The sequence below is a fragment of the Klebsiella sp. WP3-W18-ESBL-02 genome (assembly GCF_014168815.1).
In the GTDB taxonomy this organism is placed as follows: domain Bacteria; phylum Pseudomonadota; class Gammaproteobacteria; order Enterobacterales; family Enterobacteriaceae; genus Kluyvera; species Kluyvera ascorbata_B.
In genome coordinates this window covers 2,829,130-2,848,970 of the sequence record NZ_AP021972.1, presented here as the reverse complement: position 1 = coordinate 2,848,970, position 19,841 = coordinate 2,829,130, and the positions used below count along the sequence as shown (strand labels likewise).

Genomic DNA, 19,841 nt, shown 5'->3' with positions numbered 1-19,841 from the left:
AGCCCGGCATGACGAGAGTATCGTCTCCGGGCTGCCGTGGTTATCGCCCTACGCGTGCCTGAAGCGCCGCCGGGTAACGGTCACCGACTATCTTCACGGCGTCCAGCGCACGGGTGATTTGCTGGCGTTCATCGGCGGTCAGTTGGATATCCACCGCGCCGAGGTTTTCCTCCAGCCTGTACCGTTTTGTGGTGCCGGGAATCGGCACAATCCACGGTTTTTGCGCCAGCAGCCAGGCAAGCGCAATCTGCGCGGGCGTCGCCTGACGTTCGGCGGCCAGCGCGCCCAGTACGGTTATCAGCTGCGCGTTAGCGGCCAGCGCATCGGCCTGAAAACGGGGCACCTGGCTGCGAAAATCGTCGCTGCCAAAAGCGGTGCTGGCGTTAATCGCCCCGGTCAGGAAACCTTTTCCCAGCGGGCTGAACGGCACAAATCCGATTCCGAGCTCTTCCAGTAACGGAATGATTTCCTCTTCAGGCTCGCGCCACCACATAGAGTATTCGCTCTGTAACGCCGCGACCGGCTGTACGGCATGCGCGCGGCGAATGGTTTGTGCACCGGCCTCAGACAGGCCGAAGTGTTTCACCTTACCTTCGGCAATCAGGTCTTTGACGGCGCCCGCCACCTCTTCAATCGGCACATTCGGATCGACGCGATGCTGATAAAGCAGGTCGATGGTCTCTGTTTTCAGGCGGCGCAGCGAGCCTTCTACCGCTTGGCGGATATGCTCCGGACGACTGTTTAAGATCTGTTGTTTGTTATCATTGCCGAATGTGAATCCGAACTTGGTGGCAATGACCACACGTTCACGAAACGGTTTCAGCGCCTCACCGACCACGTCTTCGTTGACATAAGGGCCATAAACTTCGGCAGTATCGAAGAACGTCACGCCGCGTTCGACGGCAGCGCGAATTAATGCGATAGCTTCATGCGTGTTCGTTGCCGGGCCATAGCCGTGGCTCAGCCCCATGCAACCTAGGCCAAGCGCGGAAATGGTGAGGCCGGAACGGCCAAGAGTGCGTTGTTGCATATCAAGCTCCTCAATACGTGAAACGGCGGCCCGCCGGGCGAGGGTGCTGCGGGCTGTCTTGTGTGAGCAGAGAATAGCGCGGGTGGATTTATTTTATCAGAGGGTCTAATTCGATAAGCTTAATGAATTTTATTCATAACCGATGGCCAGACCTGCCGGCCATCGGCGTTCAGGCGTGCTTTTTCTTCCCGGCGGAAGAGGAGATATCGCGGCGCAGCGCGGCGGGGGCATTCAGCTCGCCGCTGAGCGGGAGATTATTGAGCATCACTTCAATATCTTCTGCCGGGACCGGATCGGAGAACCAGAAGCCCTGTAGCGCATCGCAGCCCAGCCCGGTGAGAATGCGCTGCTGTTCCTGCGTTTCTACGCCCTCCGCCACGACGGCCATATTCATCGAATGCGCAATCGAGATAATCGTGGAGACGATTTTGATATGTTTGCTGTTTTCCCGCATGTCTTTCATAAAGCTTCTATCAATTTTCAGCTCTCCGGCAGGGAGGTCCTGCAGCGCCAGCATGTTGGAATAACCGACGCCGAAGTTATCAATTGAGATCGTGATACCGATACGGCAGAAATCGTGAAAGATCTGAACGCTGCGATCAAATCCGTGCAGCGCTGCGGTTTCGGCGAGTTCGAGCGTTAAGCGCGTTGGCGAGACGCGATGGCGGACCAGCGTGTCGCAAACCAGTTCATAGAAGTTCTGCTGCTCAAACTGCACCGGGGAAATGTTAATCGACAGCGTCCAGTCATCGTGCCCGGCAAGACTCCATTTATGCAGCTGCGCGCTGGCTTGTTCCAGGATCCAGTTACCCACCGGTACAATGAGCCCGGTGTTTTGCAGCGTCGAGAGGAACACTTCCGGCAGCAGGATGCCTTTTTTCGGGTGGCGCCAGCGCAGCAGCGCTTCAAAACCGTAAATGCGCTTTTCATTGACATGATATTTGGGCTGATACCACAACTCAAACTGGCCGCGCTCCAGCGCTTGGGTCAGGTCCTGCAAGAAGTGCGCGCCTTGCCATGTGCTGTCGAGCATCGACTCATGATAAAACACCCAGCCGTTGCGACCATTGTGCTTCACGTGATACATCGCTGTATCGGCAGAAAGCTTCAAATCCTGCGGCGTTTCGCCGTGACCCGGGTACAGGCTGATGCCGACGCTCAGCGATATTTGCAGAATCTGCCCGGAGTGATAAAACGGCCGCCGGATGCTTTCGACCATGCGCGTACAGATATCGGCAATCTCGGCTTCGGTGCTGTCGGGGGCCAGCAGAATAAATTCATCGCCGCCGATACGGGCAAGGGTCATTTTAGGCGTCAGGCAGGCGCTCATACGGTTGGCAACGGAGACCAGTAGATTATCCCCAACGTGATGCCCCCAGGCGTCGTTGACCAGTTTAAAACGATCAAGATCCATCAGCACCAGAGCAAAAGTGCTACCCGCCAGCCGAGCCTGGTGCAGGCAGGCCAGCAGACGCATATCGATCTGGCTGCGGTTGGCAAGGCCAGTCAGACCATCGTAGCGGGCCTGCTGTTCAAGCTGCTGGTTCAAACACTGCAGGTTTTCGGTAAGCCGCGTGGTGCGGACCTGAGAGTCGACCATGGAAATCATCAGCATCAGCCCCAGCAGCAGCAGCGTGGTGACGGAGACCCAAATAGACAGGCCTTCTTCGCTGACCATCGCCGTATGGCTTACCATGATGTGGCCATGCCCGGTAAAGGTGGCGGCGCTCATGCCGGTATAGTGCATGGCGGCAATCGCTATCCCCATCGCCAGCGCTGCACCAATGCGCGTCAGCAGGACGCCTTTGCTGTTCAGTCGCAGGCTGAACGCCAGCCACAGGGCGACGCAGGAGGCGACAATGGCTATCACCACCGAGACGATAATCAGCGGAATGCTCCAGGTTATTTCATCGTGAGCCATCAGTGCCGCCATGCCCACATAGTGCATGGTCACGACGCCGCTGCTCAGCAGCGCGGTGGCAATACACAACCGCTTAAGCGATAGCGTGTTACCGGCAACGGCAATATTAATGGCCAGCGATGATGCAATAATCGCGGCCAGCAGCGAAATAACCGTGAGCCCCAGGTGATAGCTCATGGGCATCGACATTTTCATCGCCAGCATGCCGATAAAATGCATTGACCAGATACCAATGCCGAGCGTGGCGCCACCGGTTATGCGCCAGAAGATAGCCGCTTTCTTATTTGAAGCAGCGATTTTTGCAGCACTATCAAGCGCAACGAAAGATGCGATGAATGCCACCAAAAATGAAATACCGACCAGTATCGGGTCCCACGAAGCGTGCAGCATCATGCAATCCATACCTTTTCATAAAGTGGGTTCTATTTAATCTATCAGCATAATCCGAATTTTATCCAGAAAAATAACTATCAAAATCCGTTTTTTTTCACGGATTAGATACCTTTAGAAATTAATTAAGCAGGGCTTAAACACGGTGAAATGACAGTGAATAATACAGCGTCGGGCATTATATTGTGCTTGCTTTCTATGGAGTTAATCTATTTTCTGGTGGCTGTGGTAATAAGTTTTGCTTTGGTTGAGATAATGCGCTGAAAAAAGTGAAACTCGCACAGCTAACGGTTAAAGTGATGAAAATATTTAAAAGAGTCTGGAAAATACATCTTCTGGTGATATAACAAAATGACACAACGAGCGTTGAGGGGAATTTATGTTTAAAAACATTAGCGTCCGAACGTTTATCCTGGTGTTTATTTTGGCGGTATTTTTTATTGCGGATGTGATCTGCCTTATATTGTCTAAAAATATATTCTTGCTTTTGGCTATTAATATTATATGGGTGGCAGCGATCGCCTTGCTGTGGCTGTATATGACCAAATATCTGGTCACGCCTATCAATGCGGTGAAACGCAGTATAGATGAAGTCAATGATGGCAACCTGTCGGTACGTATTCCGGTCTTTGGCAATAACTGTGCAGGCCGCTTAATTCCGGGGATCAATAACTTATCGAATAATATCTCGACGCTGGTCGCCGAAATACGCAGTTCGTCAGACACGGCGATGACGTTGTCTGAACAGCTGGCGACCCGCAGCGGTGAACTGTCGGTAAAAACGGAACAGCAGTCGGCCACGCTGATGGAAACCGCCGCGAGCATGGAACAAATTGCCGCCAGTACCAAAAATAACGCCGAGCATACGCGGCTGGCCAGCGAGCGCGCGGGTGACGCAACCCAGTGCGCCCGCAAAGGCGGCGCGCTGATGGGGGAAGTGGCGACCAATATGCAGTCTATTACCGACTGCGCCCGGCAGATGACGGAAATTATCGCCATGATTGACGGTATTGCCTTCCAGACCAATATTCTGGCGCTGAACGCGGCGGTTGAGGCGGCGAGGGCGGGCGACCACGGAAAAGGATTCTCGGTGGTGGCCGGTGAAGTGCGTAATCTGGCGCACCGCAGCGCGGAAGCGGCGAAGAGCATCAAGACCTTGATCAATGTCACCAGCGAAAACGTCACCCAGGGGGCAAGTATTGTCGCCGAGGCGGAGAAAAATATGCAGGAGATCGTGACCGGCTCTGGCGAGCTGAACGGTCTGATGGAGCAGATTGCGGTGTCGACGTCCGAGCAGGAAAAAGGTATCGACCAGATAACCCTGGCGCTGAATGAGCTCGAGACCGTCACGCAAAGCAATATTACGGTGGTCGAAGAGCTGGCGAGATCGTCGGATATTCTGAAACGTCAGGTTATTGAGCTACAGTCGCGGACGCAGAATTTCCGCGTTGGTGACGAACAGCAGGCTGCATCTCCACGCCCGGCCATCGTAGGTCAACCGCTACAGCCTGCGGTGGCGGGCAGCAGCGAGCAGAATTTCTGGCAATCGTTTTAACCCGTTTTGCTTCCCTCACCCCGGCAGAGATGCCGGGTTTTTTTTGCCTTACGCCCACTCACTGCCGCTTTTATGAACGATTTCAGCGCCATGGCGCAGTCACAAGTTGCTTAACAAAGCGAGATGGCTAGACTATCAGGATAAAGAGCGGTGAGCGGAGGCGAAGTGGAAGCCATAAAAGGATCTGACCTTAACGTACCCGATGCGGTATTTGCGTGGCTGCTGGATGGCCAGGGCGGCGTGAAGCCGTTAACCGATGCGGACTGTGTCAGCCAGGACAATCCGTGCTGGCTGCACCTGAACTATACCCATCCAGACAGCGCCCAATGGCTGGCGACCACGCCGCTGCTGCCAAACGTGGTGCGCGATGCGCTTGCTGGCGAGAGCCTGAGGCCGCGGGTGAGCCGCTTGGGTGAGGGGACGCTGATTACGCTGCGCTGCATTAACGGCAGCACCGATGAACGACCCGATCAGCTGGTGGCGATGCGTCTGTATATTGACGAACGTATGATTGTCTCTACCCGCCAGCGGAAAGTGCTGGCGCTTGATGACGTGGTCAGCGATTTGCAAGAGGGCAGCGGCCCGACGGACTGTGGCAGCTGGCTGGTGGATATTTGCGATGCGTTGACCGATCACGCCAGCGAGTTCATTGAACAACTGCACGATAAAATTATCGACCTTGAGGATAACCTGCTGGAGCAGCAGGTACCGCCGCGCGGTTTTCTGGCGCTGCTGCGTAAGCAGCTTATCGTCATGCGCCGGTATATGGCTCCACAGCGTGATGTTTACGCCAGGCTCGCCAGCGAACGTCTGTCGTGGATGACCGATGACCAGCGCCGACGGATGCAGGATATCGCCGATCGTCTGGGACGCGGGCTGGATGAGATTGACGGCTGTATTGCGCGTACGGCAGTCATGACCGATGAAATTGCCCAGATGATGCAGGAATCGCTCTCCCGACGAACCTATACCATGTCATTGATGGCGATGGTTTTTCTGCCGAGCACCTTCCTGACCGGGCTGTTTGGCGTCAACCTTGGCGGCATCCCCGGCGGCGGATCGCATCTGGGTTTTTCGCTCTTCTGCATTATGCTGGTGCTGCTGATAGGCGGTGTTACGTGGTGGTTACATCGTAGTAACTGGTTGTAAAAAATCGCCTTTTTTACCCCCTTAGGATAGGGTAACGCCACTTAATTTGAGCGAAGTCAATAAAACGGTATGCCAATCGAGGCAATATCGATCTCGCAGGTGAATGCAACGTCAAGCGATGGGCGTTGCGCTCCATATTGTCTTACTTCCTTTTTTTGAATTACTGCATAGCACAATTGATTCGTACGACGCCGGCTTAGAATAGTCGGCTTTTTTTTGTCCTTTTTCCGCGGCCTGACCGCACCCGCCGATTAATTTGTCGCATCCCGCGGCGAGATCTGCGACGATACGCGCCTGCTGACCGTTAGCCCCCTAATTCGCGAGAAAATATTGTGACCGCTTTTGCCACCCTGAATGCCCTTCCTGCCGCCCAGCTCGATAATCTGAACGATCTGGGCTATCTCTCTATGACGCCGGTTCAGGCCGCGTCGCTGCCGGCAATTCTGGCCGGGAAGGACGTGCGCGTGCAGGCAAAAACCGGCAGCGGTAAAACGGCGGCGTTTGGTCTCGGCCTGCTCCAGCACGTTGATGCCAGCCTGTTCCAGACCCAATCGCTGGTGCTGTGCCCCACGCGTGAGCTGGCCGATCAGGTCGCTGGTGAAATTCGTCGACTGGCCCGCTATCTGCCGAATATTAAGGTGCTGACGCTGTGCGGCGGTCAGCCGTTCGGCGCACAGCGGGATTCCTTACAGCACGCGCCGCATATTATTGTGGCGACGCCGGGCCGCCTGCTGGATCACCTGCAAAAGGGCACCGTTTCGCTGGATGCCCTGCATACGCTGGTGATGGATGAAGCGGACCGCATGCTGGATATGGGCTTTAGCGATGCGATGGATGAGGTGATCCGCTTTGCGCCCGCGTCTCGCCAGACGCTGCTGTTCTCCGCCACCTGGCCGGAGGCCATTGCCGCCATCAGCGGCCGCGTGCAGCGCTCGCCGGAGACAATCGAAATCGACAGCGTTGATGCATTACCGGCGGTAGAGCAACAGTTCTTTGATGTGCCGCGCCACGGTAAAATTGCACTCTTACAGCAGCTGCTGAGCCAGCATCAGCCAGCATCCTGCGTCGTGTTTTGTAATACCAAAAAAGATTGCCAGGCCGTGTTTGAGGAGCTGAATGCCGCAGGGCAGAGCACGATCGCCTTACACGGCGACCTTGAACAGCGCGACCGCGATCAGACGCTGGTGCGCTTTGCCAACGGCAGCGCGCGTATTCTGGTGGCAACTGACGTCGCGGCTCGCGGGCTGGACATCAAATCGCTGGCGATGGTGGTGAACTACGAGCTGGCGTGGGATCCGGAAGTGCATGTTCACCGTATTGGCCGTACCGCCCGCGCGGGTAACAGCGGGCTGGCGGTAAGTTTCTGCGCGCCGGAAGAGGCGCAGCGCGCCAATATCCTGGCCGAAATGCTGCAATTAAAGCTGAACTGGATGCCGGAACCGGCCAAAACGCGCGTGACGCCGCTGGCGCCGGAAATGATGACGCTGTGCATCGACGGCGGTAAAAAGGCCAAGATGCGCGCGGGCGACGTGCTGGGCGCATTAACCGGTGACGTGGGGCTGGTGGCTGCGGATATCGGGAAAATTGACGTGCACCCGGCGCATGTCTACGTGGCGGTGCGCGAAGGCGTGGCCCATCAGGCCTGGAAACTGTTGCAGAAAGGGAAAATCAAAGGCAAAGCGTGCCGTGCGCGTCTGCTGAAATAACCGCTTGAATCAGCGTCTCAGGCCGCAGCCTGAGACGCTAAATCGCTTACTTCACTTCGACCACGTTCAGACGCAGCTCGTCCAGCTGGCCGTCTTCTTCTTCCGGCTGCCAGCCCATCGGCTGTAGCGGCAGCTCTTCCCGATCAAACGCCAGGTCACCGCCGTCAACCACTTCAGAACCGCGGGTCAGTCCTTTGAAGTCAAACAGGCTGGTATCGCACAGGTGCGACGGTACCACGTTCTGCATCGCGCTGAACATGGTCTCAATACGGCCAGGATAGCGTTTATCCCAGTCACGCAGCATATCGCCAATCACCTGACGCTGCAGGTTCGGCTGCGAACCACACAGGTTACATGGAATGATCGGGAACGCTTTCGCTTCGGAGAAGCGCTCGATGTCTTTTTCACGACAGTAGGCCAGCGGGCGGATAACGATATGTTTGCCGTCATCGCTCATCAGCTTCGGCGGCATCCCTTTCATTTTCCCGCCGTAGAACATGTTCAGGAATAGGGTTTGCAGAATGTCATCGCGGTGATGGCCGAGGGCAATTTTCGTCGCACCCAGTTCGGTGGCTGTCCGATAGAGAATACCGCGGCGCAGGCGAGAGCACAGCGAGCAGGTGGTTTTGCCTTCCGGGATCTTCTCTTTCACGATGCCGTAGGTGTTCTCTTCGACAATTTTGTACTCGACGCCCAGCTTCTCAAGGTATTCCGGCAGAATATGCTCCGGGAAGCCCGGCTGCTTCTGGTCGAGGTTGACCGCCACCAGGCTGAAGCTGATCGGCGCGCTCTGCTGCAGGTTGCGCAGAATTTCCAGCATCGTGTAGCTGTCTTTGCCGCCGGACAGGCAGACCATAATACGGTCGCCATCTTCAATCATGTTGAAGTCGGCGATGGCTTCGCCCACGTTACGACGCAGACGCTTCTGTAATTTGTTCAGATTGTATTGTTCTTTTTTGCTAATTTCTTGATTTTGTTGCATTTAATAGTTACTCAGAAATCTAAATGGAAACTCAGGCCCACTACAGCGTCTTCCAGTCCATTTGATTTACGATAAAAGCGCTGTCCCGCGCTGACGGCGAATCAGCGAATGTGTGGCGTGTATGGTACGGATTACGGCGACGAATGCCAGCATGTTTTGCACGACAGCGCCGACTGACCCGCCGATGGTCGTTGCCACGCGGTAAATGTTGTTCGTCTTCAATAGGTTCACGCCGTGGGGCACGGGATGACTTGATCTTTTTATGTGTCCTATAATACTGTATATATAAACAGTGTTATTGAGTGGTTGAATATGAAGGTGCCTTATCTCTCTAAACCCGAACCCCCTGTCAAACTGCCGCTGTTCTTAGAGCGGGTTCCCTGCGGTTTTCCTAGCCCGGCGCAGGATTATGTGGAAGAAAGTCTGGATCTGACTGCGCTGGTGGTCAAGCATCCCAGTGCGACCTATTTTATCCGGGTGAGCGGGGATTCGATGATTGGCGCGGGGATCGGTGATGGCGACCTGCTGGTCGTGGATCGCTCACTAAAAGCCTGCCATGGCGACATCGTGGTGGCGGCGGTGGCGGGGGAGTTTACGGTTAAAGAGCTGCGAATCCGGCCATCGGTTCAGCTGGTTGCGCATAATGCTCGCTATGCGCCGATTGTTTTTCACGCGGAAGAGGAGCTGCAAATCTTCGGCGTCGTGACCTTTAGTTTAAAAGCCCATAAATATGTTCGCGCTGGTTGATGTTAACAATTTCTATGCTTCCTGTGAGACGGTCTTTCGCCCCGATCTCCAGGGTAAACCAGTGGTCGTGGTGTCCAATAACGATGGGTGCATTATTTCGCGCTCGGCAGAGGCAAAAGCGCTCGGCATCAAGATGGCTGCGCCGTATTTTAAAATTAAGGATGAGCTGCGCCGTCAGGGAGTAACCGTTTTTAGCTCAAACTACGCGCTGTATGCCGATCTTAGCCATCGGGTCATGCAGACGCTGCTGGCGTTCGTGCCGAATGTCGAGATTTATTCTATTGATGAAGCGTTTATCGATCTGTCGGGCTGCCGTTCGCTGGAATCATTTGGCCACCAGATACGCGAAACGGTGCAGAAGCATACCGGGCTGACGGTCGGCGTGGGGATCGGGCCAACCAAAACCCTCGCCAAACTGGCGAACCTGGCCGCTAAAACCTGGCGTAAAACCCATGGCGTGGTGGATCTTTCAGCGACAGAGCGCCAGCGCAAGCTGCTGGCGCTGCTCCCGGCACATGAAGTCTGGGGAGTCGGGCGTCGCACGCGTAAAAAACTCGAACTGATGGGCATTGAGACAGCATTGCAGCTTGCTGACACGTCAACATGGGTGATTCGCCAGCATTTTAACGTGGTGATGGAGCGTACGGTGCGGGAGCTGCGCGGCGAGTCTTGCCTGGCGCTTGAGGAGTTTGCGCCTATTAAGCAGCAAATTATCTATAGCCGTTCGTTTAGCCACCGCATCACGGACTACGATGAAATGCATCAGGTTGTTTGTGCTTATGCTGAACGCGCAGCGGAGAAACTGCGTGCGGAAAGGCAGTACTGTTGTGTGATTAGTCTGTTTATGCGCACCAGCCCGCATGCGGTAAATGAGGTATTTTACGCGCCGCAGTCTAGCGGCAGGCTGGCCGTTCCGACCTGTGACACCCGAGATATTATTCGTGCAGCGACCCGTTCGCTGGACACCGTCTGGCGCGAGGGTTTTCGTTATATGAAGGCGGGGGTGATGCTAAGCGATTTTTTCAGCCAGGGCGTAGCGCAGCTTAACTTGTTTGACCCTCATCCGCCGCAGGCTAACGGGCACGCGTTGATGCAAGTTATCGATAGTATTAATCACTCGGGACGGGGGCACATTGGTTTTGCTGGTAAAGGAATTGAACAGGCATGGGCAATGAAGCGAGCGATGCTGTCTCCTGGCTACACAACGCGCTATACGGATCTGCCGGTTGCCAGATAGCGGGCTGCCATTAAGGCCACGCTGAGCGGCCTTAATGGGCGTGCTTTCACCGTTTAACGCGGTGAGAACAGGGGGGCTGATTAGTTGAGCCCCAGGCGGATCAGATCAATCGGGCAAAACGTACCGTCCTGACCATCAATCTCTACGCAGCTTGCGCGGCGTAGCTGTTCCGCCGTTTTGCCTTCTCCGTGGATAGTGGTAATCACACCGGTTGCGCCATTGTTGGCGATCATCACACGGCTACCAGTGGTGATAGCGTTACGGTTACGATCGTAAGTTTTCATCGTCTCCTCCTTTCACATTGTAAGACGGGTTAGATTGGCGGTATGAATTAATAGCGCGGTAGACGGTGTCATGTTTTGCGCTCTGTCAAAATGCGGCTTTTTTTGTCGGGATTTATGGACAAAACAACTGTGTCCTTGCCCGCTTAATACCTATCCCGATGGACAAGCTGAATGTTGTTCAGGCTGAAACACTGGCCATCGGCATCGACAAAAACGCCGGAAGCCGCTTTACCGCTTGTCTTATTCGCCAGCATCAGATGCGGCTCACCATGTAAAATATGCGCGTGCTTCTTCAGAACACCACTCCGTGAACAGAGGACATTTTCCCATCAATTGATAACAAAAAGTTGAATTTTATTTATCAATAAGATGACTAAGATTGACCTGTGATTTTGATTACAGGAAGCAAACAATGAATGCAAAAATAAGTCTGGCGTTGTTACTGACCTCTCTGTTAGCGCCGGTGGCGTACAGCGCACCAATAGGAACGCTCAGCGTCCACATTCTCAACCAGCAAACCGGGATACCGTCAAAAGACGTTGATGTGACGCTGGAAAAACAGCAGGCGACGGGCTGGGATATGCTGGCGAAAGGAAAAACGGACAGCGATGGCCGGATTAAATCGCTGTATCCTGACGATCGGGACATGCAGCCAGGCGTTTATCGGGTCACGTTTAAAACCGGGGATTATTTTAAGCGTGAAAAGTACGCGTCGTTCTTCCCTGAAGTCCCGGTATTATTCACGGTGACAAAGACCAATGAAAAGCTGCATATTCCACTTCTGCTGAGTCAGTATGGATATTCGACCTATAAAGGAAGCTGAGTTTCGTTCTCTGCCAGAACGACCGCCAGGCCAGCCTGAACGCTGGCTTTTTTTATGCATTATTCGGATGGTGCGGGGGAAAAATCCAGTCGGACGAAGGGGATTTATTATCCACCCTCCATTGCCCACGATGAAATGAAACCGCCGTATGCTGGTGTTTTTCGCACCGCGGTGGTTTTGCATGGAACCCAAATCGCCAGCGTTTATGTCTAATCTACGCTGCTTCCATGGGAGAAAACTGGTCAGATATCACCCCATTATGGGGCATGTTATTGTCATATTTTTAATGGGGGTAATATGTGCACTAATCTTTTTGATAATGCTCGTCGTTACACTGACGAGAAAAAATAACAACGAAAGCCGCAGATTGCGGCTTTTTTCATACACCTGAAAAGAAGGGGCGTTCTGGTGATTAATTATTCACCTATATTATGCGTATTGATTAACTCGGGTTTCAGGCGGTCGAATGGCACGCAATCGCGCATGTCGTAATACAGCCCTTTGTCGATGTAGCGGCTGCAAACCAGGTCTACAGCATTGCCAACATCCAGATCTTTCAGCCACTGAATGTCTTCAGATTTCGTATTGTGCGGGCGGAAAGAAAATCCCATGCCGCCTTCTTTACTCACTGCGTAACAATCAACGTCTGTTTCACATTGAATACGGTCGATAGTCATTGAGAATCTGATCCAGCCTCGTTTAAGTTGGTCTTTCAGCTTCAGTTCGTTTTTAAGCCGCTGCTCGGATACGCTATCGATGCTGTATGTGTAAACCTCAATTTTCGGTTGTGGCTTTACTTCCTGCTGGTGCGGAACTGATGGTGGGATCTCCCCTGCGCTATCGTGGGAGTTGCCAGCAAAATGGTAACCGGCGAGGCCACCTATTATTAAACAACCCAATCCTGTGGCTAAAACACCATAAGTCTTCATCGTAATTCTCATTCAGTGGATTCATTCGCCGCAAAGTATACAGGATATGAATATGTATTTTTAAAGCGGTGATTGATTTCATCCCTCCGATAATAGGGGGGGATGTGCTATCTAGCCGAAATTCACCAACCCAGCAGAGCTGCTGGCGCGGCAACGGGAAGACGGACTCAAACGGTGTGAGGCGCTGGACAAACTGAACCAGAAGCGCGGACAGATAAAATCTGCAGTGGTTCCGGCATTAAACGCCTGCATCGCAGCTGTACGTTCGCCAACGACGAAGGGTCCAGCGAGCAACAGCGCAAGGCCTACACCATAGCGAAAAGCTACGCGCAGAACTTCGGGAATGGCTTTGCTCGCTTCGTGTTTAGCTGCGGCCGGGGTACCGGGAAAAACCATCTTGCCGCGGCGATTGGTAACCATCTACTGTCTGCTGGTTATTCGGCCCTGGTCGTCACCATTCCGGATCTGATGCTTCGGGTTCGAGAGTGCTACGACGGCGGCCAGTCGGAAGCCTCTCACCAGGAGAATCTATGCACGGTTGACCTGCTTGTGCTGGACGAGGTCAGCATTCAGCGCGGCCGCAGCGGCGAGAAGACCATGATCAGCCATAGCCGGGAGAAGTTCTTTGAAGAAATCGCTCTAGTGGCGCAGTAAATTTGGCCACCTGATTAAAGGTGATATTCTCACCACAACATAAAACAGGTGGCTTAATGAACAAGAAAGCCAAACGTACGTTCCTCCTGCGCAGGCATTGTGGAGCGTGCGGTTGGGCTCCGGCACGGAAGGGCTAGTGCGTCTTTGTAATGGCTGAATTAATCGTCAACATTGACCTCCATCTCCCCTTGTGGCAGTTCACCCTTAGCGCAGTCAGTAAGTTGCGCACTGTAGCGATCATCTATTTTGTTACAGTCAATGATGGATACATAGGCTCACTGAGCGTGGGCCTGAATTACTGGCAGACAGAATGTCGTATTTCTTGCTACGAAGCCGAAATTAAAAAACCTTCCAGAACGGGCGAGAACATATTTTTTTAACATTCCAATATTTAACTGGATTATTGCTGTATTGTTTTACCACCTCTTCTGAGCTGACTGACGCGTCAGGAACAAAGTCCGCAGGGACCTGAACCGCGTGGCTTCCGGATGATATGTAATAGTACTTTCCTGCTTCTGGAATAAGTGATGAATGAGTGCTACTAATAAATGAGCCGAGATTCTTTAATTGTGAGACAGAATACAAAGCACCCGGTTTTACTTTACTGACGACTACGTTTCCTTTTGATTTGAAAACATTAGAATCAAGCTCATAACGATCAGCCATTTCGAAACAATCATCTTTACTATTCAGGACGTAAGAGCCGAGATAGATAGTTCCTATGTTTCCCTGACGATTCAGTACATACAATGTTGCAGCATCACTGCCATTATAATTATCATAATCAAGGGGCAGTACCCTTGCGCATCCAGTAACCCCAAGAGATATTGCTGCAATTATGATTATTTTCTCTATTTTCATATCATATCAACCTTAATTAGATAGATAGTTTTCATCATTAACAAAATTTGTGATTTTGGCTTATGATACATATAGTTATGGGAGTCGAATAGCCGCCTTGTTCACAAAGTTGATAATACACCTTGTAGAAATGATGAAGCTGTTTGCTTCAGGGTATTGAGGTATTTAAAGACTGGCAGTCTTGACGTCGGTAGGAATGCTCAGAACACATCTCTCCTTGTTCAGGTGAGGGAACAGCCCCTATAAGTATCCATGGCAAACCGAACCATTCACTTTCAAAGACTATCTGGAGAACGGTTCAGTTATCCTGTAAGCCTAATGTCCGTTACTCGCTTACTGCGGAACTTCAGTTCAGCTAGCTGGTCCGCGTTGTGCCAAAAGCGGACACTTCCAAAACAGAATGGATAAATAAATGTCAAATAGCGCGTACAGAAGTCCACTCACAGTTTGACCCTGTCTGTGGTTTGCTTATAGTATTGTTCGGCTTTGAACGAATTCAGGTTCCGGCCTTATGCCTGTCAGTTGCCCCCAGGCAACACGCGGACAATACATATACACCAGCAATGGAGAATCTGATAACCGTTATGCGTATTACGCCACCCTGAGTTTTTCCTACCTCCGTCGTACTGAGCGAGTCTCAGCACGCACTCAATTACATCCCGTCTGCGGATGTGCTTTATCGTACGTAAAATCGTTGCCCTCCAGGGCTGACTGTATCTAAAAACTGAGAAATTATTATGCTGCTGTCCTCGACACGTAGGGACTGGCTGGGTAACGTCCGTGGTGACGTTCTTGCCGGTATTGTTGTCGCGCTCGCGCTCATTCCAGAAGCGATCGCATTTTCCATTATTGCCGGTGTGGATCCCCAGGTAGGCCTCTACTCAGCGTTCTGTATCCCTCTCGTTACGGCCTTCTTTGGCGGGCGTTCGGCAATGATTTCGTCCTCCACGGGGGCAATGGCGCTGCTGATGGTGACTCTGGTGAAAGATCAAGGCCTGGAATATTTACTGGCCGCGTCCATTCTTACAGGGGTATTCCAACTGATAGCCGGCTATCTGAAGCTCGGCGGGCTGATGCGCTTTGTTTCACGCTCAGTGGTGACGGGATTCGTTAATGCGCTGGCAATACTGATATTCATGGCCCAGTTGCCAGAACTGACCAACGTAACCTGGCATGTCTATGCCATGACTGCAGCGGGCCTGGGGCTTATCTATCTCTTCCCCTATCTCAACAAAACCATTCCTTCACCTCTTGTCTGCATCGTGGTACTGACCGGCATTTCCGTGTTGCTGCAGCTTGATGTTCGGACCGTCGGGGACATGGGGAAACTTCCCGACAGCCTGCCGGTATTCCTGCTTCCTGACGTACCTTTAAATCTCCAGACGCTGCTCATCATCCTGCCTTATTCTGCCGGGCTTGCGGTGGTTGGCCTGCTTGAGTCGATGATGACCGCCACGATTGTGGATGACATGACCGACACGCCAAGTGACAAAAACCGGGAGTGCAAAGCTCAGGGTATCGCGAATATCTGCACATCCTTTATCGGAGGAATGGCAGGCTGCGCGATGATTGGGCAATCCGTTATCAACGTAAAATCTGGTGGACGTGGACGGCTTTCAACCCTCACGGCGGGCGTGGTTCTGCTTTGCCTGATTGTGTTCCTGCGCGACTGGGTATCTCAAATACCGATGGCGGCGCTGGTCGCAGTGATGATTATGGTTTCCATCGGAACATTCTCCTGGCGCTCTATTACAAACCTGCGTTCACACCCCCTTTCAACCAGCGTGGTCATGCTTGCCACCGTCCTGGTTGTGGTGGCAACACATAATCTGGCCTTCGGTGTACTGACCGGTGTACTGATTGCTTCGCTTAACTTTGCCACTAAAGTATCCCGGTTCATGCGTGTAACCTCAGTTCTGGAAGGGATGAGCCGGACGTATACCGTTACCGGCCAGGTATTCTTTGCATCAGCAGATCGCTTTACCAGCCACTTTGATTTCCGTGAAGCGATTGAGAATGTGGTGATAGACGTTTCACATGCCCATTTCTGGGACATCACTTCGGTTACAGCCCTGGACAAAGTGGTTATTAAGTTCCGCAGAGAGGGTACTGAGGTTGAGATTCGCGGGATGAATGATGCCACACGCACCCTTGTTGATCGGTTTGGTATGCATGATAAACCCGAAGAAGTTGATAAATTAATGGGAGGTCATTAATGTCCGGAAGTCATGAAATGAACAACACCGTTGTTGCCTGTGTGGATGGTTCGTCATCAACACAGGCCGTCTGTAAATATTCGGCTTGGGCGGCCTCCACGCTGAAGGTCTCTCTGGCCCTGCTTCATGTACTGGAAAAAAGTAGCCAGCCTGTGGCTTCGGACCTGACTGGAACCATCGGCTTAGACAGTTGGGAACATTTTACAGAAGAGCTGGTTCACCTTGAGGGCGAACGTAACCGATTATTGATGGCGCAGGGTAAAGCCATTCTGAAAAATTGTTCTGAGCTGCTGGCAGAGACGGGGCTACAAGCACCACAACAATTGCAAAAACATGGCACGCTAGATGGGATTTTGGCTGAATTAGGGGAGACGCGTCTTATGGTGCTGGGGCGTCGAGGGGCATCAAATCCGGTCGGAAGCCATCTTGAGAATGTTATTCGTCTGCAAAAAAATCCTGTCTTAATTGTACCCGAAACCTTCTCTGTTCCTTCACGTGTCATGTTCGCCTATGACGGAAGTGAAGCGAGTCTGGAAAATTTGCGCCAATTATCCGTAAGTCCATTGTTTTTGAATCTGACATGCCATCTGGTGATGGTGAATGGAAGGTCAGAGTCGCTGGAGGTCGCTCAGTCTCTGCTGCAAAGAGCAGGCATAACCAGTCAGGCAAGTTTGCTAAAAGCCGATACTGTGGCTCATGCGCTGTGCCGCTACGCCGAGGAACACGGGATTGATCTTATGGTTATGGGAGCGTACGGACATTCACGGCTGCGCAAATTCTTTATCGGCAGCAACACAACAGAGATGCTATCTGATAGCCGTCAGCCCCTGCTAATGCTCAGATAAAACAGGCGGGCCCTGATTTCGGGGCTGCTTCTAGCTCACAGCAGCCCTTTAGCTCTGTGATCTTTTCCGCTTTGTGCCAGAGGCGGACGTTAGCTATACCGTGACATGATGATTTATTAGGAGCCGGTAGGGGGAGTTACCATTGCAGCACACTACCAGAGATTCTACGATTTAAAATTCCCTGCGATCATTAAGAGGTTACAGCGAAATGCAATAGCACAAATCTGGGGGGGAATGGGGGCAAAAGGTATTGTGGGGGCATGTTTGGGGGCATAAAAAAGTCTGTATATGTCCCTATATAGCTATACAGTAGTTTCCGTAACCCATTGATAGTGCTCTAACCCCTTGATTCACAGAACACGCCAAAACCGATTAAATAAATAGGCATTAGCTATGCATCTTTAATTCTCTGCCGCATTAAGCCTATCAATGCAATTAAATCTATTATTTTTCAAAGTATTGCAAAATTTTCTCTATCCCATTCACCTGCCGTAGCAGGGTCTATGCTTATAAAAAGCGATACACAAAGGGGCGCAGGCGCAATACCCCCACGCGGCGCGGGTTGAAGTGATAATCATTATCACTAACATGGCGTTATTCCCTTTGTGGCTCCACTGATGAGGTAGACCTATGGAAGTGCATTCTGGAACCTTTGATCCCAACGATGTGACCTGGCGCGGTATCACGCTGACGCCTTCGGCAGCGGCGCATATTCGCGAACTGGTCAAACAGCAGCCGACGCTCCAGGGCGTGCGTTTGGGGGTTAAGCAAACCGGCTGTGCGGGCTTCGGCTACGTGCTGGACGCAGTCAGCGAGCCGGATCGTGACGATCTGTTGTTTGAGTACGAGGGCGCGAAGCTGTGGGTGCCTTTACGCGCAATGCCGTTTATTGACGGTACAGAGGTGGATTACGTGCGCGAAGGGCTGAATCAGCTGTTCAAATATCATAACCCCAAGGCGCAGAACGAATGCGGCTGTGGCGAAAGCTTCGGGGTATAGGCGGTACATAATGACGCGTAATACTGACGCAACTGACGATGTCCAGACCTGGGCCGGCGGCCCGCTGAACTATAAAGAAGGCTTTTTCACTCAGCTGCAAACCGACGAGCTGGCGAAGGGCATTAACGAAGACGTGGTGCGGGCGATCTCCGCCAGGCGCAACGAGCCGGAATGGATGCTGGCATTTCGCCTCAAGGCCTATCGTGCCTGGCTGGAAATGGAAGAGCCTCACTGGCTGAAGGCGCACTATGATGCGCTGAACTATCAGGACTACAGCTATTATTCCGCGCCGTCCTGCGGAAACTGCGACGATAGCTGCGCCTCTGAACCTGGCGCACAGCAGCAAACCGGGAGCCGCAGCTTTTTAACCGATGAGGTTGAAGCCGCGTTTAACCAGCTTGGTGTTCCGGTACGTGAAGGCAAAGAGGTGGCGGTAGACGCCATTTTTGATTCGGTGTCGGTGGCGACAACCTACCGGGAAAAACTCTCTGAACAAGGGATTATTTTTTGCTCGTTTGGTGAAGCGATTCATGACCATCCGGAGCTGGTCCAGCGTTACCTCGGTACGGTTGTTCCGGAAAATGACAACTTCTTTGCTGCGTTAAACGCGGCGGTGGCTTCAGACGGTACCTTTATTTATATCCCTAAGGGCGTCCGCTGCCCGATGGAGCTGTCGACCTATTTCCGTATCAACGCAGAAAAAACCGGCCAGTTTGAGCGCACGATTTTGATAGCCGACGAGGGCAGCTATGTGAGCTACATTGAGGGCTGCTCGGCGCCGGTGCGCGATAGCTATCAGCTGCATGCGGCGGTGGTAGAGGTGATCATTCATAAAGATGCCGAGGTGAAATACTCTACCGTGCAGAACTGGTTCCCCGGTGACAACAACAGCGGCGGGATCCTCAACTTCGTGACCAAGCGCGCGCTGTGCGAAGGTGAAAATAGCAAAATGTCGTGGACGCAGTCGGAAACGGGCTCGGCCATTACCTGGAAATACCCTAGCTGTATTTTGCGCGGCGATAACTCGGTGGGGGAATTTTTCTCCGTGGCGCTGACCAGCGGTCACCAGCAGGCTGATACCGGCACCAAGATGATCCACATCGGTAAAAACACAAAATCGACCATCATCTCGAAGGGGATTTCCGCCGGGCATAGCCAGAACAGCTATCGCGGGCTGGTGAAAATTATGCCGACGGCGACCAACGCCCGCAACTACACCCAGTGTGACTCGATGCTCATCGGCCCTGACTGCGGTGCACATACGTTTCCGTACGTGGAGTGTCGCAATAACAGCGCCCAGCTGGAGCACGAGGCGACCACTTCGCGTATTGGTGAAGACCAGCTGTTCTATTGTCTGCAACGCGGCATCAGCGAAGATGATGCCATCTCAATGATTGTTAACGGATTTTGTAAGGATGTTTTCTCGGAGCTGCCGCTGGAGTTCGCCGTGGAAGCGCAAAAACTGCTGGCTATCAGCCTTGAACACAGCGTCGGTTAAGCATTAAGGGAAACG

General features: G+C 52.7%; 16 protein-coding genes and 1 pseudogene. 11 read left to right on the top strand and 6 right to left on the bottom strand.

The window, feature by feature from the left end; all coding sequences use genetic code 11:
* Positions 1-40: 40 nt before the first annotated feature.
* The gene (locus tag H7R56_RS13645) at positions 41-1,030 is read right to left on the bottom strand and encodes an aldo/keto reductase (protein ID WP_106928943.1); all 990 of its coding nucleotides are present in this window, start codon (positions 1,028-1,030) and stop codon (positions 41-43) included.
* 169 nt (positions 1,031-1,199) lie between these two features.
* Complete coding sequence (locus tag H7R56_RS13640; RefSeq protein WP_106928942.1) at positions 1,200-3,344, bottom strand: putative bifunctional diguanylate cyclase/phosphodiesterase; 2,145 nt, start codon at positions 3,342-3,344, stop codon at positions 1,200-1,202.
* A gap of 376 nt (positions 3,345-3,720) precedes the next feature.
* Here H7R56_RS13640 and H7R56_RS13635 point away from each other — a divergent pair, with 376 nt between their 5' ends.
* The 3 genes from H7R56_RS13635 to dbpA all read left to right on the top strand — a co-directional run bounded on the left by H7R56_RS13635 (position 3,721) and on the right by dbpA (position 7,751).
* Positions 3,721-4,896 (top strand): methyl-accepting chemotaxis protein, encoded by a 1,176-nt coding sequence (locus tag H7R56_RS13635; protein WP_106928940.1) that lies wholly within the window; start codon positions 3,721-3,723, stop codon positions 4,894-4,896.
* 165 nt (positions 4,897-5,061) lie between these two features.
* Entirely contained in the window at positions 5,062-6,045 is a 984-nt protein-coding gene (gene zntB / locus H7R56_RS13630; RefSeq protein ID WP_106929056.1) for a zinc transporter ZntB, read from the top strand.
* A 332-nt stretch (positions 6,046-6,377) separates the two neighbouring features.
* Entirely contained in the window at positions 6,378-7,751 is a 1,374-nt protein-coding gene (dbpA, locus tag H7R56_RS13625) for an ATP-dependent RNA helicase DbpA (RefSeq protein ID WP_106928938.1), read from the top strand.
* Positions 7,752-7,797: 46 nt separating this feature from the next.
* Here dbpA and ttcA read toward each other — a convergent pair whose 3' ends face one another.
* Positions 7,798-8,733, bottom strand: a complete 936-nt coding sequence (gene ttcA, locus H7R56_RS13620; RefSeq protein WP_106928936.1) for a tRNA 2-thiocytidine(32) synthetase TtcA — start codon at positions 8,731-8,733, stop codon at positions 7,798-7,800.
* 312 nt (positions 8,734-9,045) lie between these two features.
* On the opposite strand from ttcA, the gene umuD reads away from it, so the two are divergent.
* On the top strand, positions 9,046-9,480 hold the full coding sequence (gene umuD / locus H7R56_RS13615) for a translesion error-prone DNA polymerase V autoproteolytic subunit (protein ID WP_106928934.1): 435 nt from the start codon (positions 9,046-9,048) through the stop codon (positions 9,478-9,480).
* Complete coding sequence (gene umuC / locus H7R56_RS13610) at positions 9,464-10,717, top strand: translesion error-prone DNA polymerase V subunit UmuC (protein WP_106928933.1); 1,254 nt, start codon at positions 9,464-9,466, stop codon at positions 10,715-10,717. Before umuD ends, umuC begins: the two co-directional genes overlap by 17 nt.
* Before the next feature lie 80 nt (positions 10,718-10,797).
* Here umuC and ydfZ read toward each other — a convergent pair whose 3' ends face one another.
* Entirely contained in the window at positions 10,798-11,001 is a 204-nt protein-coding gene (gene ydfZ / locus H7R56_RS13605) for a putative selenium delivery protein YdfZ (RefSeq protein WP_106928930.1), read from the bottom strand.
* Positions 11,002-11,413: 412 nt separating this feature from the next.
* Here ydfZ and uraH point away from each other — a divergent pair, with 412 nt between their 5' ends.
* The gene (gene uraH / locus H7R56_RS13600; RefSeq protein ID WP_106928928.1) at positions 11,414-11,824 is read left to right on the top strand and encodes a hydroxyisourate hydrolase; all 411 of its coding nucleotides are present in this window, start codon (positions 11,414-11,416) and stop codon (positions 11,822-11,824) included.
* Positions 11,825-12,240: 416 nt separating this feature from the next.
* Here the strand turns inward: uraH and H7R56_RS13595 are convergent, their stop codons facing one another.
* Positions 12,241-12,753: a hypothetical protein gene (locus H7R56_RS13595; protein ID WP_106928927.1), complete on the bottom strand. Its 513-nt coding sequence runs from the start codon at positions 12,751-12,753 to the stop codon at positions 12,241-12,243.
* A 115-nt stretch (positions 12,754-12,868) separates the two neighbouring features.
* Between H7R56_RS13595 and H7R56_RS13590 the strand changes: the two are divergent.
* A pseudogene (locus H7R56_RS13590) lies at positions 12,869-13,359 on the top strand (ATP-binding protein); the annotation flags it as partial.
* A 387-nt stretch (positions 13,360-13,746) separates the two neighbouring features.
* Here the strand turns inward: H7R56_RS13590 and H7R56_RS13585 are convergent.
* A complete protein-coding gene (locus H7R56_RS13585; RefSeq protein ID WP_106928925.1) occupies positions 13,747-14,268 on the bottom strand; it encodes a hypothetical protein in 522 nt (173 codons plus the stop codon).
* A 737-nt stretch (positions 14,269-15,005) separates the two neighbouring features.
* Here H7R56_RS13585 and H7R56_RS13580 point away from each other — a divergent pair.
* The 4 genes from H7R56_RS13580 to sufB all read left to right on the top strand — a co-directional run bounded on the left by H7R56_RS13580 (position 15,006) and on the right by sufB (position 19,826).
* On the top strand, positions 15,006-16,484 hold the full coding sequence (locus H7R56_RS13580; protein WP_106928923.1) for a SulP family inorganic anion transporter: 1,479 nt from the start codon (positions 15,006-15,008) through the stop codon (positions 16,482-16,484).
* Positions 16,485-16,501: 17 nt separating this feature from the next.
* Positions 16,502-17,329 carry a universal stress protein gene (locus H7R56_RS13575; protein ID WP_106928921.1) on the top strand — a complete coding sequence of 276 codons (828 nt, stop codon included), beginning with the start codon at positions 16,502-16,504 and terminating at the stop codon, positions 17,327-17,329.
* A 630-nt stretch (positions 17,330-17,959) separates the two neighbouring features.
* Entirely contained in the window at positions 17,960-18,328 is a 369-nt protein-coding gene (gene sufA / locus H7R56_RS13570) for a Fe-S cluster assembly scaffold SufA (protein ID WP_106928919.1), read from the top strand.
* A gap of 10 nt (positions 18,329-18,338) precedes the next feature.
* Entirely contained in the window at positions 18,339-19,826 is a 1,488-nt protein-coding gene (gene sufB / locus H7R56_RS13565; protein WP_106928917.1) for a Fe-S cluster assembly protein SufB, read from the top strand.
* The last annotated feature ends 15 nt before the right edge of the window (positions 19,827-19,841 follow it).

What these genes read in the sequence shown, in the direction of transcription:
- ttcA (WP_106928936.1), bottom strand. Translation starts at nt 8,733, where the DNA reads ATGCAACAAAATCAAGAAATTAGCAAAAAAGAACAATACAATCTGAAC.
- H7R56_RS13640 (WP_106928942.1), bottom strand. Translation starts at nt 3,344, where the DNA reads ATGATGCTGCACGCTTCGTGGGACCCGATACTGGTCGGTATTTCATTT.
- uraH (WP_106928928.1), top strand. Translation starts at nt 11,414, where the DNA reads ATGAATGCAAAAATAAGTCTGGCGTTGTTACTGACCTCTCTGTTAGCG.
- H7R56_RS13575 (WP_106928921.1), top strand. Translation starts at nt 16,502, where the DNA reads ATGAACAACACCGTTGTTGCCTGTGTGGATGGTTCGTCATCAACACAG.
- ydfZ (WP_106928930.1), bottom strand. Translation starts at nt 11,001, where the DNA reads ATGAAAACTTACGATCGTAACCGTAACGCTATCACCACTGGTAGCCGT.
- H7R56_RS13645 (WP_106928943.1), bottom strand. Translation starts at nt 1,030, where the DNA reads ATGCAACAACGCACTCTTGGCCGTTCCGGCCTCACCATTTCCGCGCTT.
- H7R56_RS13595 (WP_106928927.1), bottom strand. Translation starts at nt 12,753, where the DNA reads ATGAAGACTTATGGTGTTTTAGCCACAGGATTGGGTTGTTTAATAATA.
- H7R56_RS13635 (WP_106928940.1), top strand. Translation starts at nt 3,721, where the DNA reads ATGTTTAAAAACATTAGCGTCCGAACGTTTATCCTGGTGTTTATTTTG.
- sufA (WP_106928919.1), top strand. Translation starts at nt 17,960, where the DNA reads ATGGAAGTGCATTCTGGAACCTTTGATCCCAACGATGTGACCTGGCGC.
- H7R56_RS13580 (WP_106928923.1), top strand. Translation starts at nt 15,006, where the DNA reads ATGCTGCTGTCCTCGACACGTAGGGACTGGCTGGGTAACGTCCGTGGT.
- H7R56_RS13585 (WP_106928925.1), bottom strand. Translation starts at nt 14,268, where the DNA reads ATGAAAATAGAGAAAATAATCATAATTGCAGCAATATCTCTTGGGGTT.
- sufB (WP_106928917.1), top strand. Translation starts at nt 18,339, where the DNA reads ATGACGCGTAATACTGACGCAACTGACGATGTCCAGACCTGGGCCGGC.
- umuC (WP_106928933.1), top strand. Translation starts at nt 9,464, where the DNA reads ATGTTCGCGCTGGTTGATGTTAACAATTTCTATGCTTCCTGTGAGACG.
- umuD (WP_106928934.1), top strand. Translation starts at nt 9,046, where the DNA reads ATGAAGGTGCCTTATCTCTCTAAACCCGAACCCCCTGTCAAACTGCCG.